Raw genomic sequence first — 13,448 nt, 5'->3', positions numbered from 1 at the left:
CCTCGGGTTTCGCCGAGGGGCCCGGTTCGAGGCATCATTCCGACGGTGCACGAGGACGAGAACCACCGCAGACGCATGCGGTACACGCTGACGGAGACGGAGCACGGACAGGCCTGGGGTGCGTGCGCCGAGGCGGACGGGCTGTTCGGGGAGCCCGAGCGCGGGATCTACGAGTTGTCCGGCTGGGTCCCGCAAGCACAAGTGCACGGCTGGGTCGGCGACCGAGTGTGGCTGGTACCGGACGACGAGACTCTTGATCCATGGCTGCTGGAGGACGCGGAGCGCATCAGGGCGCCCCGTGGGCCCCGTGGGTCAGAAGCCCTCGTGCTCTCCGGCCTGGACGACTACGAAGGCCCGCCCGAGGGGCACCGGGGCCGTGTTCGCGTGCATGACGGGCACCGCTGGCTTGGCTCCTGCCAGGAGTTCGCCCGCGTCCGGACGCCCGAGCAGGCGGCACCCCCGCTCGTCCTGCGGGGGCTCGCCCCGAGCGATCAGCTGCGCAGGGCACTCACGAAGTCCAGCCGGAAGGCGCTGGCTCTGGAGGAGGCCGCCCTCTACACACACCTGTCCCGGGCCCTGACACCGGACAGCCAGCCTCAGGGCTCTCTTCGCGGCCGAGCGAAAGCTACGTTGCGTTCAAGTCACGCTCAACTCCTGGAGAACAGCAACGCGGACATCTCTACAGCTCAGCGAGGCTTAACTGATGCATGAGCCCTGTGAGTTAATGCAATGAAGAGGCGAAGAGCATTGCAATGGAATGAATCCGAACGCACACTGGCCCGGTGTCTTAGGTACGCACGAGATGAGGATCCATGCCGGGAGCCAGACTGACGCAGCAGGACCGGCGTCACATCGCTGCAGGGTTGGCCGAAAGGCTGTCGTACTCCGAAATCGCCAAGCGCCTGGAGCGGCCGACGTCGACCATCACCCGGGAGGTGATGCGCAACGGCGGCCCCAACGAGTACCGCGCGGACCGCGCACACCGTACGGCAGGTCGCGTCCGGCGAAACCGCCCCGCAAGCGGTGGCAGGCCCGCGGTCGCCGCTCCCCCCAGCGACGCCTACGGCCGGAACATGGACGCCGTGCACGACTACGAGCAGGAGCTCGTCCAGCTCTTCATGGCCATAGGCCTGCAGCAGATGATGTCCCGCGTGCTCGCCTGCCTCTGCGTCACCGACTCGGGCAGCGTCACCGCCGCCGACCTCACCCGGCGCTTGGCCGTCAGTCCGGCATCGGTCTCGAAAGCCGTCGGCCAGCTGGAGAACCAGGAGATCATCCGCCGGGAGCGCGAGGCCGGACATCGCAACGACCGCTACATCATCGGCGACGACATCCTGTTCCGGTCCATCGTGGACAACTGCCGACGCAACGCGGCCCTCGCCCAGACCGCCTACAAGGGAGCCGGTGTACTCGGCCCTGAAACCCCTGCCGGAGTCAGGCTGACGGGCCTGGGCCAGCTCCTCGAACACGTGAGCCGCGGCCTCCTCCAGTGGATGGAGCAATGGCCACAGATCCGCGCCGCCCAGCAGGCCACACACACCGCCGGCCACACCGACTCCTGAAGGCTCCGCGCGGCAGAAACGCTCACAAGGGCGTGGCCGCGTGCAGGATCAGCACCATCGTCACCGTCGAGTTCGCCGAGGACATGGCCGAGGCCACCGTCCCCACCGCCGCCGTCCACGCGGCGAGCCCCACGGAGGTGAACACCGAGGGCCAGCTGCGGGCCGCGGGCGCCGGACGCAGCAGGGCGGCCACCCGGCGCGGGATCGGCCCGGGGGCAGCCAGCCCGGCGAGGGTCGGGGCCGGGGCACCCTTGGAGACCAGCGCGGCCTTGCCGATCGCGAGCGCCACGGCTCTGCGGTCGCCCACCGCTTGGGCGGCCTCCTCGTCGGCCCACCGCTCGGTGGTGTACGACACGGCCGTCCGCAGCGGCCGCAGGAAGGGGTTGGCGCGGGCCGCCAGTTGCACCGCGAGCAGATGCCGGTGGTGCCGGGCGGCGAGGTGGGCCCGTTCGTGGGCGAACAGGGCCCGGCGTTGCGGACCTTGGAGACAGGACAGCAGCCCCTCGGACACCACGATCCGGTCGCGCGCTCTGCCGCCCGGCAGCGCGTACGCGTACGGAACGCGGTCGTCCAGGACCACGACGGTCGTGTCGGGGGCGCCGACCAGCGCCCGGTGGGCCCGGCGGCGCACCCGGCGGTGCCGCCACAGGGTGCGTCCGCAGCCCGCGGCCACCACGAAGAGGACGGGGATGGCCACCTTGCCGACGACCTCCTCGCCCGGTACGGCCTCGCGCACCTCGGGGTCCGACCAGCCGTCGGGCAGCGGGTTGCCGGGCAGCTGCGCCGTGCCCACCACCATCAGCAGGCCCAGGCTGACCGTGCTGCAGGTCGCCATCACCACGGCCACCCCCGTGAGCAGTCGCGTGGCGAGCCGCGGGTGCAGCCGCTGCTCGGCGAGGCGCGCCACCGGCCAGGCCGTCAGCGGCAGCACCAGCGGCAGAAAGATGAAGAGCCCCATCAGGCGTCAGTCTTCCCGCCCCGTCTCGGCGTCGCGCAACAGGTCCCGCAACACCCGCTCGTCCTCGGCCGACAGGGTCGTGACGAAGCTGGCCAGGACCGCTTCGCGGTCCTGCTCGCCGTCGAGCACCTTGCGCATCTTGTGCGCGGCGAGCCCCGCCTCGTCCGATGCCGGGGTCCACACGAACGACCGGCCCACGCGCTCCCTGGTCACCGCCCCCTTGGCGAGCAGCCGGGTGAGGATCGTGATCACGGTCGTGTACGCGAGGTCGCCGCCGAGGCGGTCCTTGACCCAGGCCGCGCTCACGGCTTCGTCGGCCTCGCGCAGCGACGACAGGACGAGCAGTTCCAGCTCGCCCTGTCCGCGCCGCCGGTGTCGCGATTCGGGTTGACCACGTCCGCCGTCCGCCATGCCCAGCTCCCTTCGGCCCCGGTCCCGTATGCGTACCCGTACCCGTGCCGGTACGCGCGCTTCCCGAGGCGCGCGCACATCGTACTGATCCACCGGGAGGCGACGGGGTCGTCCGGGCCGGATTCCGTCGTGCGTGGCCGCCCGCCGCCTCACCCATCAGTTCTACATTGCTGTAGATTCTTGTGCCCGGGGCCGGCCACCAGGCCGTCGGCCATTCAACTGGGGAGTTAACCATGGGAGTTTCGCCGTGCGGAGGCGGTATCGCGCCGGACTTCGGGGCCTGTGGCTGACAGTGATGCCTCACGACGAGACGCGCCTGGAGCGCCGTTGCCGCCGGGCCCGCCGGAGACGGCCGTGACCCTGCGCCTGCGCCCGGAGGACCGGGCCGACTTCGCGTGGGTCCTCGCCCTCGCCCTGGACGTCACGGAGATCCGTACCGCCCTCGCCCAGTCCCCGGTCGCGCCCGACACGGCTCGGCTCAGGGCCCGGGCGCTGGCCGACGCGGACGGGATAGCGGCCACGGCCGCGGCCGAGTACCGGACCTATCTGCGCGCACGGGCGGACGTGATGCCCACGACCGCGACGGGCGCTCCGCCCGCCGGGAACCCGCCGACGCCCCAGGGCACCCGGGCCCTCCTGCCCGCCCTCGGTGTGCTCACCCCGCTGATCTCAGCCGTCGCGGCCACGGTGTTCCTGGTGTTCGGGTACGGGCTGCGCTTCGCCACGCCCCGGAGCCAGGCGGCGACGACGCTCGTCACCGCCGGATGGGTGTGCGCTCTCGCGACGGCGGTCAGCACCGGGATCGGGCTCTGCGCCCTGCTGGTCACGGCGCTGCGCAGCCGAGCGCGACCGCCGTTCGACCACCCTCTGCCGCTGCGCAACCCGGAGGCCGAGCAGGCCCGTTCCGCCTGGCACCAGGCGCTCCTGGAGCACGGCCTGCTGCCCTACTTGCGCCGACAGCTCACCGTCAGCCCGCCCCGCGCGGACTGACCCCGTATACGTACACGTACACCCGCACCGCACCGCACCGACGAAAGGCAGCACTCTCCATGTCCACACCCGTGAATCTGTCCAAGGGTCAGCAGATCAGCCTGAGCAAGGCCGACGGGGGCGCGCTCACCGCCGTACGCATGGGGCTCGGCTGGCAGGCCGCGCCCCGCAAGGGATTCCTGGCGAAGCTCACCGGCAGCCGCGAGATCGATCTCGACGCGTCCGCGGTGCTGTTCAGCGCGGAGGGGCAGCCGGTCGACGTCGTCTTCTTCCAGCACCTCGCGAGCGACGACGGCTCGATCCGCCACACCGGCGACAACCTGGTCGGCGGGGCGGGGCAGGGCGGTGACGACGAGGCGATCCTGGTCGACCTCGCCCGCGTTCCCGGCCACGTCCAGCAGATCGTGTTCACCGTCAACTCCTTCACCGGGCAGACGTTCGCCGAGGTGGCGAACGCCTTCTGCCGTCTGGTCGACGAGACCACCGGTCACGAGCTGGCCCGCTACACCCTCACCGGCGGCGGCAGCCACACCGCCCAGATCATGGCGAAGGTCCACCGCACCCCCTCCGGCTGGCAGCTGAAGGCCATCGGCGAGCCCGCGTCGGGGCGCACCTTCCAGGACCTGCTGCCGTCGGTCGCGCAGCACCTGTGAACCACCCCGCTTGACCGGGACATTGCAGGTCGGGTCGGTGCTCGTGGCAGAGTCCTCCGTATGGGGACATCCAGATCCACACGTACGGCCGCAACTCTCTTCCTGAGCACCGCCCTGACCCTGACCGCCTGCGGTCAGCAGGCAACCGGCACGTCGGCGACCGGCTCCACCGCCGGTCCCGCGCGGGGCGATGTGGAGCCCGACTCCCACGACGGAGCCCCGCACTACCGCGAGAACAACGGTTTCAAGGCCTCCAAGGAGATGTCCCCCGGGAGCGAGGAGACCGCCCGCAAGGAAGCCGCCCGCATCGAGCCCGTCCTCAAACGCCTCTGGAAGGCCAAGGTGTGGGACGTGAAGAGGGTGCGCGCGGCGCTGGTCGAACGGGGCTACCGGAACGTCGGCTCCGAGCAGAAACTCGGAACGCTCGCCGTGCTGACGATGGACTCCCGCTTCGAGACCGACCACTACGTCACACCCGAAGGCGCCCAGATCGCCTTCCTTGTCCGCGCTGACGCCTGCGTCACCGCGTTCACCCAGCCGACCAACTACCAGGTCGCTGTCAACGGCCCGTACCTGGAGACCGGCTGCTTCGAGCCGAAGGGCGGCCACTGAGCTGCCAAGAGGCCGGTGCTCCCCACGTCGGGACGGCGGTCGGAGGGAGTTCGGCAACGCGTCGGCCGAACTGACGGCCCTGGTACGGCGTCAGCCGTCGGTTAGTGACGCACGCCATTGGCTACTACGGTCATGGGTGGGTTCGGCAGTGAGCCCGCCTCCCGCTCCCCGTCGATGACGGGGAGCGGGGCGCGCCCGGTCCGCACCGGCCTGCGCTCTCACGCACGTAGCCGTACGGGCAGTTCCTTGTGGCCGTTGGAGATGAAGGAGGCCAAGGGGCGCAGGTCCGCGGCGGGGACGGCCAGTTCGAGGTCGGGGAAGCGGGCGAAGAGGGCGCGCAGGGCCGTGGCGACCTCCAGGCGCGCGAGGGGGGCGCCCAGGCAGAAGTGGGCGCCGTGGCCGAAGGCCAAGTGGTCTTTCAGGGCGCGGGTGACATCGAAGGCGTCGGCGCTCGGGCCGTGCCAGGCGGGGTGGCGGTTGGCGGCGGCGTACGAGGCCAGGATCGCCTCGCCCGCCGCGATGATGCCGCCGCCGGGCAGGGGGATGTCGGTGAGGGCGTAGCGCAGGGGCAGATGGGCGACCGCGGGTTCATGCCGCAGGGTCTCCTCCACGACGTCGCTCCAGTCGGCGCGGCCCGCGCGGAGGTGGGCGAGCTGTTCGGGGCGGGTCAGGAGCGCGGTGACGGCCTGGTCGATGACGTTGACGGTGGTCTCGTACCCGGCGCTGATCATGAGGATCAGGGTGCCGCGCAGTTCGTTGTCGGACAGGCGGCTGCCGTCGCCCTCGTCGTCGCGGACGTCGATGAGCAGGGAGGTCATGTCGTCACCGGGGTCGGCCCGTTTGGCGGCGATCAGTTCGTCCACCGTCTCGTACAGGCGGGCGGCGTTGGCGGTGGCCTCCTCGGTGGTCAGGGTGGTGTCGAAGACTCCGTCGACCAGGGCTCGGAAGGCGGGGCGCCGGGACTCGGGGACGCCCATGAGGTGGCCGATGACAGCGATCGGCAACGGGTAGGCGAGGTGTTCGCGCAGGTCGACGACCGCGCCGCCGGGCACGTCGGCCTGGGCGGCCAGGTCGTCGACGAGGCCGGTGACGATGTCCTCGACGGCCGGGACGAGCGCGGCGACGCGGCGGGCGCTGAAGGCCGGGGCGATCATGCGCCGCAGCCGCCGGTGATCGGCTCCGTAGGCGGTGAACATGTTCTCCACCGCGATCCAGAGCGCCAACGGCCAGGTCGCCACGGTCTTCTCGTAGTCGGGCCAGTGCGAGCGGGCGTTCTTGGACACGTCGGGGCTGGTGAGCAACGTCTTGAGCAGGTCGGGGTCGGTGACGGCCCAGGCCGTCACGCCCAGGACGTCCACGCGGACGGCGGGCCCGTGCGCGCGCAGGCGCCGGTCCTCGGCGTGGCGCTGGTTTCCGGTCGGGTCGAGCACGATCGGCTGGGCGGTCATACCGGTCTCCTTCAGCGGCGGAAACGAGGCGCGAAAGCGCCAGGCTATGCCGCTGCGGCCGATCGGCGGACGCTCCCCCGGCCAGGATGGCCGAGGGGGCGCGCACGCCCCGCGTTCCCTGGCGCGGACTTGACGGCGGGTCAGTCCGTGCGCCCGGGCGGGTCCCCCCTCCTGCGGGCAGGGGCCCCAATTGGGCATGGAAGCGGGGGCGTTGACCCGGCCGCGTCCCGGGGGGATGGCGAAGGCGGCGCCGAGTGCGGAGGCGTCGGCGTCGTACGTGCCCTGCGCTTCGGGTGCGACCGCATGGCCTGCGACGCGCCGCCATGTGCCCCGAGGGACGGAACTAGTCCGTCTCAGCGGGCCAGTTCTGCCGCCAGAGACCGCGCCCCACGATGTGCTGGATCTCCTGCACGAACTCCCGGCGCGCCTGCTCCGAGACGTGCCCGCGCGCGACCAGCCAGGTGAACCGCCCCCGGCTCTCCACCGGGATCACGACCCTGCCGCCCGGCAGCTGGTCCACGAACTCCATGTCGAACTCCGCCAGCGGCTCGCTCGACTCGCCCGGCTCACCAGTTCGCTGCGCGTCCTCGTCTGCCATCCCAGCCCCTCACGGCCACATTCGTCACCGCCGCACGGCCGCGGCCGCGAGCGGTTGGTATCCGACTGCGCCCCCCAGGCGGCGGGTCACCGACTGTGCCACACCGGGCGCCCGGCGGGCCAGAGCGAATCGCCGCGTACGAGCGCCCCGCGCTACCCCGGCGCGCCCTCACTCCGCGCGCGCCTGCGGGCGAACGACTCCGCGATGTCCGCCAGTTGCCGCCGCTCGGCGTCCGTCATCTCCTCGATGTGCGCGGCCAGTACCCGTGTCGTGCGGTCCTCGCTCCACACGTACGAGGTCATGCCGAGGAACTGCGCCGCCGCGGCCTCCTGGAGCACCCGCAGGGGCAGCGCGAGACCCACCGCGAGGGCGCGCAGCAGGGCCGGGGGCGGGGCGTCGACCGGCCGTCGCTTCTCCACCTTGGAGATCCACCCGAACCGGGCCCGTTCGCCGGCCTCCGGATCCACAGCCCTGGCCTCCAACTCCCGGAGGCTGATGCCCAGCTCGGCCCTGCGCTCGCGCACGAGGTCGTTGAAGTCCGTCCGCTCCTGCTCGCCCATGAGGCTCATCCTGCCTGCTCGTCGGCCTGCCCATGCCTGTGCGTGAGGCGCGGGGACGCCGCCCCGCACGCCATGGCGCGAATCAGCAAAGTTGTGTGTGCTTGCGTAGACATCCTGTATACGAGAAGAGCACAGCTGAGGGGCAGCCAACGCCGACGAAAGAAGCGCCGATGCCGTGGGCACAGTTCGATGCACGGTTCCCGTGGAACTGGAGGGTGCGGTTCCTGTCCGATGAGGCATTCCGCCTCTACGTCTCCGCGGTCTGCTGGTCGGCGGAGAACCTCGCCGACGGCGTCATCACCCCGGGCGAGCTGAGACACGTGGTCGACACCCGGGCACCGCGCCGGCTGGCCGAGGAACTCGTCGCGGCCAAGCTCTTCGAGGAGCTCCCCGGCGTGGGCTGGCGCATCCACGACTACCACGACTAGGGCGGGTCGCTTCCCTTCGTCTCTGCCCGCCCCTCGCGCGCATCGGCGTCACGCCCCCGTGGGCCGCACCATCTTCCGCCCGGCCGTGCTCCCGCCGTCCACGGCCACGGAGGCGCCGGTCATGTACGGGAAGTCGTCCCAAGCCAGGGCGAGGACGGCGCGGGCGATCTCCTGGGGCTCGGCCATGCGCTCCAGACCGTCGACGTTGAGCGGACCGAAGGCCTTCTTGTAGGCGGCCCAGTCCGCGTCGGGGATGCCGGGCGGGCGGACGAAGGCGGTGTCGGTGGTGCCGGGCAGGATCGCGTTGACGCGGATGCCGTGGGGGCCGTAGGCGAGCGCGGCGGATTTGACGATGCCCTGGACGGCCCGCTTGCTCGCCGTGTACGCGCCGCCGTCGGGCCGGGCCTGTTCGGCCGCCGATGACGAGGTGCAGAAGATCACCCCGTACCCGGCCTTCAGCATGTGCTCGACCTCGTACTTGCTGGTCGGCGAGGCCGAGAACGGTCAGGCCGCCGTGCGCCTGGCCGGGAGCCTCACCCCCGACGTGATCCTGATGGACCTGCGCATGCCGGGAGTGGACGGCATCACCGCCACCCTGCGCATCACGGCCGCCCGCCCCGCCACCCGGGTCCTCGCGCTGACGACGTTCGACGACGATCACCTGTACCCGGCCCTCACCGCCGGGGCCTGCGGCTTCCTGGTGAAGGACACCCCTCCCCCGCAGCTCCTGGACGGCGTGCGCCGCGCGGCCCGCGGCGAAGCGCCCTTCAGCCGGGGCGCCCTGGACCGCATCGTCGCGCGTGCCCTGCACACCGGCACGCCCCCAGCCGGCCCGACCGACGCCGCCCCTCCCGCTCTTCCCGCCGGAATCACCGCGCGCGAGCGGGAGGTGCTGGGGCTGCTGGGCCAGGGCCTCGCCAACAAGGAGATCGCCGAACGGCTGCATCTGGGGGTGACCGCGGTCAAGACGCACGTGGCGAACCTGATGGCCAAGACGTGCTGCGGCAACCGCATCCAGCTCGCGGTCCTCGCGGTCCAGTCAGGTCTCGCCGCCCCGCGGACGCCCTGATCGCCTAGACTCGGCGTCCATGGCGAGGTACTTCGACGTGCATCCGGACAATCCCCAGCGGCGCAGCATCACCAGCGTGGTCGACGGCGTCCGCTCCGGTGCGCTCATCGCGTACCCGACGGACTCCTGCTACGCCCTCGGCTGCCAGCTGGGCAGCCGTGACGGCATCGCGCGGATCCGGGCGATCCGCAACCTCGACGACCGGCACCACTTCACCCTCGTCTGCGAGAGCTTCGCCCAGCTGGGGCAGTTCGTACGGCTCGACAACGACGTGTTCCGCGCCATCAAGGCGGCCACGCCGGGCAGCTACACGTTCATCCTGCCCGCCACCAAAGAGGTGCCGCGCCAGCTCCTCCACCCCAAGAAGAAGACCGTCGGGGTGCGGATCCCCGACCACGCCGTCACCCAGGCCCTGTTGGCCGAGCTGGGCGAGCCGCTGCTCTCCAGCACCCTGCTCCTGCCGGACGAGGAGGAGCCGCTCACCCAGGGCTGGGAGATCAAGGAGCGCCTCGACCACCAGGTCGACGTGGTGGTCGACTCCGGCGACTGCGGTACGGAACCGACGACCGTCATCGACTTCTCCGACGGCGAGGTGACGATCGTGCGCCGAGGGGCGGGCGACACCTCGCGCTTCGAGTAGCGCCGGGCGGGTCCCACGACACGGTAGAGCCGCACAGGGGGCCGTGAACGGCCGAATGACGTCTGTTCACGACCGGGTGAATACCAATACCGTGTGCCGCCTTCGCGTTCTGGGGGGTCTGGTGAACGGTCTCCGTGCGGTCGTTGTCTGTCTCGTCCTCGCGTGTGCCGCGGTGGTGTCGCCGGCCGCGGCTGACGCACCGCCCACCGCGGGCAGGCCGGGCTGGTCGGACGTAGCGGTTCCGGCGGCTCCCCCGCCGGTGACCGCGTCCGACATCGCCGCCCGCGGGCCGAGCGAGGTGTGGGCGACCGCGTACGAGCACGCCTCCGACGGCCTGCGGCCGTTGTTGTACCGGTGGGACGGCTCGGCGTGGAGCCGGGACAGCACCTTCCCCGGTGCCGGAGAGCCCGGCTGGATCCGCGAGGTGGAGTTCGTCGGCGAGGAGATGTGGGCCCTGCACAACCGCGCCGGGGAGGGCGAGATCCTGCGCCGGACGGCGGCGGGCAAGTGGAGCGCCGTCCCGCTGCCGCAGACCCTGTGGACCTACCAGGACTTCACCGCCGTACCGGGCGCCGCGTGGGTGGTCGGCGAGGACTCCACCGGCCTCAAGGTGCTGCACTACGACAGCTCCGGCTGGACCACGCAGTCCACGCCTGAAGGCGTGCTGTACCTGATGGGGATCACCGCGCGCACGGCCGACGACGTCTGGGCCTGGGCGAGCACCACCACCGGGACCACCGTCCTGCACTGGGACGGCACGGCGTGGCGGGACGCGAAGGTGCCGCTGCCGTCGAACAGCAACGTGCACACCATCCTGCTCGAACCGTCCGGCCGGGCCACGCTCGGCGGCAGCCAGTACACCGACGGCGTGGCCCGCACCTACCTGATGACCTGGAACGGGAGCGCCTGGCGCACCACCTACCCGCCGCTGGGCGACACCTACACCGAGGGCATGGTGCGCGGCCCCGACGGCGCGCTGTGGCTGCCGCTGCGCAGCGACCGCGCGTTCCAGTCGAAGTACGCGCGGGTGGACGGCACCCGCGTCACCTACTCCTACGGTCCGAACCGTACGAACGCGATCGCCGTCAAGCCGCGGGCGCTGGCGCGGGTCGGGTCCTCTCTCCTGGCCTTCGGAACCGTCGAGATCTACGGCTCGAAACCGAACCTGATGAGCGAGAAGCGGGGAGGCTGACCATGGCACGCATGGCACGCAGACTGTCCGTCGCGGCCCTCGCGGTGGCCATGACCCTCGTCACCGCGTTGTCCTCGGCCGCGGCGGAGACCTCGTCCTGGCAACACGTACCGGTCCCGGCGCAGGTGCGCCCGCAGGCCGGGCTCAACGAGGCCGTGGCGGTCGGGCCCGACCGGGCGTGGGCGGTGGGTACCGACGCCGTCGGCCGTGAGGCACCGGGCTTCCCGCTGGTGCTGCGCTGGAACGGACAGGAGTGGCAGCGCCAGGGCCTGCGCGGGATCCGCTGGCAGGGAGAGCTGCTCTCCGTCGCCGCGACCGCGCCGAAGCAAGTTTGGGCGGTCGGCCGCGACTCGGCGGGCGGCTCGCGCCTGCTCCGCTCCAACGGCACCGCCTGGCGCGAGAGCCGGCCGCCGAGCGGGGTCGCCCTGACCAAGGTCTTCACGGGCGGCGGCGAGACCTGGCTGATCGGTTCGCGCGGCGGCGCGCAGGCGTTGCTGCGCCGGGACGGCCGCGGCTGGCAGGACATGCCGGTGCCGCCGGGAACCGTGTACGGGCTGCACGTCAAGGCGGCCGACGACGTCTGGGCCGCGGGCGCGAGCGACGCGGGGGCGGCCGTGTCGCACTGGAACGGACAGGAGTGGCAGCAGACGATCGTGTACGGGTTCCCGCGCGCGGCCGTGGGCAGTGTCCTCGCGGTCTCGCCGACGGAGGTCTGGGCGGGCGGCACCGGCGGGTTCATCGGCGGCCCGCCGGGCCGCCCCATTCCGCCCCTGCTGGCCCGCTTCAACGGGCAGGCGTGGAACCGGGTCGTCATGCCCACCAACTTCGGCTCGGTCACCTCGCTCACCCCCACCGCGTCCGGCTCGCTCGGCTGGGTCGCGGTGACCCGCTCGCAGAAGTTCGCCCCGCCGGGCGGCGTGCCGCCGATCGTCCCGGGGCCGGACTTCCTCGCCTGGGACGGGCAGTCCTTCACGGAGTACGACGAACCGACGGTGGCCGGGGAGAGCGACTCCTCACTGCTGCGCCTCGCACCGGTGCCGGGCACGTCGACGGTGTGGTCGGTCGGCCGCGCCGGCGGCCCCGAGAGCACCTTCACCCCACGCATCCTGCGGTTCGACTGAGCAGGACTTGGGCAAGCGCGCACAGCGCAGCGGGCCGCCGAGGGGAGGTGGCGGCCCGCTGGGGCGGAGGGGCGGGGGAACGTCAGCCGTTGCCCGCGCCGTTGCCGGACAGGGCCGAGATGTCGTCCAGGATGTGCGACGCCGGCTCGTCGCCCTTGGCCTGGGTCGCGTTCTCGGTGCACTGCTGGTTCTGCGGCGCCGACAGGACCGGGATGTCCTGGACCGCGACCGGGACGAAGATGCCCACGATCGCCCCGGCGTTGACCTTGGCGGGCAGGCCGATGCAGGGCTTGTTGAGGGTGCCCTGGGCGATGGAGCCCTGCAGGCTCATGTCGCCGTGGGTGTCGGAGTTGCCGAACGCCTCCGACGCGCCGTTGCCGCTCTTCGAGGTGGTGCCGTGGTCGTCGCCGATGGCGTTCGCGGCGGGTGCCAGCGCACCGACCATGCCCACTGCGGACGCCGTGACCGCGGTGGCCGCCATAACCTTCTTCAGCACAAGGGTTTCCCTTCTCATAAGCCGTGGCTCAGCCCCTGTCCAGGAGCACCCTGGGTAACTGCCGCGCGGGGCAGTGGTTGCTCGACTTCGCTCGGACGGCCCACCGGAGCGACCCGTGTCACCGGCGTCCGCGGCCCGGTCGGAATCCGGTTGCGGGGCGCCGGCCCCGTCATCCGAGAATGTCCGCCATGACGACTGCCTGGACCATCTCCCCCGAGCCCGCCGACTCTCCTGCCGCGCTCGCCCTGTGGCGCGCGTACTACACGGAGATGAGCGACCGCTGGTTCCAGGTGCACGAGGGGCGGGACACCCCGCCCGAGGAGCTGGAGCGCGAGGTCGTCGCGGCGAACGACCACGCCACGCTCGCCCCGCCCTCCGGGGTGCTCCTCCTCGGCCGGTACGGGGGAGAGCCCGCGGGCACGGCCGGGGTGCGCCTCTTCACGGGTGGCGGCGTGGCCGGGCAGGAACCGGCCGCCGAGCTCAAGCGGCTCTTCGTACGCAAGGAAGCCCGCGGCACCGGCGGCGGCCCGGTCCTCCTGGCGGCCGCCGAGGACGCGGCCCGGGCGCTCGGGGCCCGGGCCGTCCTGCTCGACACCCGCAGCGACCTCACGGAGGCGTGGTCGCTGTACGAGCGCAACGGCTACGAAAGGACCGCGCGGCACAACGACGACGTCTACGCCGAGCGCTGGTACCGCAAGCGCCTCTGACCG

The 13,448-nt window shown here is 72.0% G+C and carries 17 protein-coding genes and 1 pseudogene; 11 read left to right on the top strand and 7 right to left on the bottom strand.

Annotation, left to right across the window (positions count from 1 at the left end; all coding sequences use genetic code 11):
• Positions 1–75: 75 nt before the first annotated feature.
• Positions 76–555, top strand: a pseudogene (locus IG74_RS53255) (hypothetical protein); the annotation flags it as partial.
• Positions 556–812: 257 nt separating this feature from the next.
• The gene (locus IG74_RS53245; RefSeq protein WP_030671074.1) at positions 813–1,562 is read left to right on the top strand and encodes a MarR family transcriptional regulator; all 750 of its coding nucleotides are present in this window, start codon (positions 813–815) and stop codon (positions 1,560–1,562) included.
• Positions 1,563–1,584: 22 nt separating this feature from the next.
• On the opposite strand, the gene IG74_RS0106550 is transcribed toward IG74_RS53245, so the two are convergent.
• A complete protein-coding gene (locus IG74_RS0106550) occupies positions 1,585–2,520 on the bottom strand; it encodes a M56 family metallopeptidase (protein WP_030671072.1) in 936 nt (311 codons plus the stop codon).
• Positions 2,521–2,526: 6 nt separating this feature from the next.
• A complete protein-coding gene (locus IG74_RS0106545) occupies positions 2,527–2,931 on the bottom strand; it encodes a BlaI/MecI/CopY family transcriptional regulator (RefSeq protein ID WP_030671070.1) in 405 nt (134 codons plus the stop codon).
• 354 nt (positions 2,932–3,285) lie between these two features.
• Between IG74_RS0106545 and IG74_RS0106540 the strand changes: the two genes are divergently transcribed.
• Genes IG74_RS0106540 through IG74_RS0106530 form a run of 3 tightly spaced genes read left to right on the top strand, consistent with a single transcriptional unit; the run spans position 3,286 to position 5,186 of the window.
• Positions 3,286–3,921, top strand: coding sequence for a hypothetical protein (locus IG74_RS0106540; protein ID WP_030671068.1), 636 nt, complete (start codon positions 3,286–3,288; stop codon positions 3,919–3,921).
• Between the two features lie 59 nt (positions 3,922–3,980).
• A complete protein-coding gene (locus IG74_RS0106535) occupies positions 3,981–4,574 on the top strand; it encodes a TerD family protein (RefSeq protein ID WP_030671067.1) in 594 nt (197 codons plus the stop codon).
• A gap of 60 nt (positions 4,575–4,634) precedes the next feature.
• Positions 4,635–5,186 carry a hypothetical protein gene (locus IG74_RS0106530; protein WP_030671065.1) on the top strand — a complete coding sequence of 184 codons (552 nt, stop codon included), beginning with the start codon at positions 4,635–4,637 and terminating at the stop codon, positions 5,184–5,186.
• Between the two features lie 218 nt (positions 5,187–5,404).
• On the opposite strand, the gene IG74_RS0106525 is transcribed toward IG74_RS0106530, so the two are convergent.
• From IG74_RS0106525 to IG74_RS0106515, 3 genes are all read right to left on the bottom strand, one after another.
• Positions 5,405–6,634, bottom strand: a complete 1,230-nt coding sequence (locus tag IG74_RS0106525) for a cytochrome P450 family protein (RefSeq protein WP_030671062.1) — start codon at positions 6,632–6,634, stop codon at positions 5,405–5,407.
• A gap of 343 nt (positions 6,635–6,977) precedes the next feature.
• Positions 6,978–7,232 (bottom strand): hypothetical protein, encoded by a 255-nt coding sequence (locus IG74_RS0106520; protein WP_030671060.1) that lies wholly within the window; start codon positions 7,230–7,232, stop codon positions 6,978–6,980.
• Between the two features lie 152 nt (positions 7,233–7,384).
• Positions 7,385–7,792, bottom strand: a complete 408-nt coding sequence (locus IG74_RS0106515) for an XRE family transcriptional regulator (protein ID WP_234334242.1) — start codon at positions 7,790–7,792, stop codon at positions 7,385–7,387.
• Positions 7,793–7,962: 170 nt separating this feature from the next.
• Between IG74_RS0106515 and IG74_RS0106510 the strand changes: the two genes are divergently transcribed.
• Complete coding sequence (locus tag IG74_RS0106510; protein ID WP_158857495.1) at positions 7,963–8,220, top strand: hypothetical protein; 258 nt, start codon at positions 7,963–7,965, stop codon at positions 8,218–8,220.
• 48 nt (positions 8,221–8,268) lie between these two features.
• Here the strand turns inward: IG74_RS0106510 and IG74_RS0106505 are convergent, their stop codons facing one another.
• Positions 8,269–8,682, bottom strand: a complete 414-nt coding sequence (locus IG74_RS0106505; protein ID WP_234334241.1) for an SDR family NAD(P)-dependent oxidoreductase — start codon at positions 8,680–8,682, stop codon at positions 8,269–8,271.
• Between IG74_RS0106505 and IG74_RS0106500 the strand changes: the two genes are divergently transcribed.
• The 4 genes from IG74_RS0106500 (at position 8,648) to IG74_RS0106485 (ending at position 12,242) form a co-directional block, all read left to right on the top strand.
• Positions 8,648–9,289 carry a response regulator gene (locus IG74_RS0106500; protein ID WP_037824596.1) on the top strand — a complete coding sequence of 214 codons (642 nt, stop codon included), beginning with the start codon at positions 8,648–8,650 and terminating at the stop codon, positions 9,287–9,289. The genes IG74_RS0106505 and IG74_RS0106500 overlap by 35 nt on opposite strands.
• 19 nt (positions 9,290–9,308) lie before the next feature.
• Complete coding sequence (locus tag IG74_RS0106495; RefSeq protein ID WP_030671055.1) at positions 9,309–9,929, top strand: L-threonylcarbamoyladenylate synthase; 621 nt, start codon at positions 9,309–9,311, stop codon at positions 9,927–9,929.
• 121 nt (positions 9,930–10,050) lie between these two features.
• Positions 10,051–11,121: a hypothetical protein gene (locus IG74_RS0106490; RefSeq protein ID WP_030671054.1), complete on the top strand. Its 1,071-nt coding sequence runs from the start codon at positions 10,051–10,053 to the stop codon at positions 11,119–11,121.
• Positions 11,122–11,132: 11 nt separating this feature from the next.
• Positions 11,133–12,242, top strand: coding sequence for a hypothetical protein (locus IG74_RS0106485; RefSeq protein WP_030671053.1), 1,110 nt, complete (start codon positions 11,133–11,135; stop codon positions 12,240–12,242).
• Positions 12,243–12,324: 82 nt separating this feature from the next.
• Here the strand turns inward: IG74_RS0106485 and IG74_RS0106480 are convergent, their stop codons facing one another.
• A complete protein-coding gene (locus IG74_RS0106480; protein ID WP_030671052.1) occupies positions 12,325–12,738 on the bottom strand; it encodes a rodlin in 414 nt (137 codons plus the stop codon).
• Between the two features lie 179 nt (positions 12,739–12,917).
• On the opposite strand from IG74_RS0106480, the gene IG74_RS0106475 reads away from it, so the two are divergent.
• Positions 12,918–13,445: a GNAT family N-acetyltransferase gene (locus IG74_RS0106475; protein ID WP_030671049.1), complete on the top strand. Its 528-nt coding sequence runs from the start codon at positions 12,918–12,920 to the stop codon at positions 13,443–13,445.
• Positions 13,446–13,448 lie beyond the last annotated feature (3 nt).

It is taken from the genome of Streptomyces sp. NRRL B-1347 (genome assembly GCF_000720325.1).
Lineage (GTDB): Bacteria > Actinomycetota > Actinomycetes > Streptomycetales > Streptomycetaceae > Streptomyces.
This window is presented reverse-complemented; position numbering and strand designations above follow the sequence as displayed.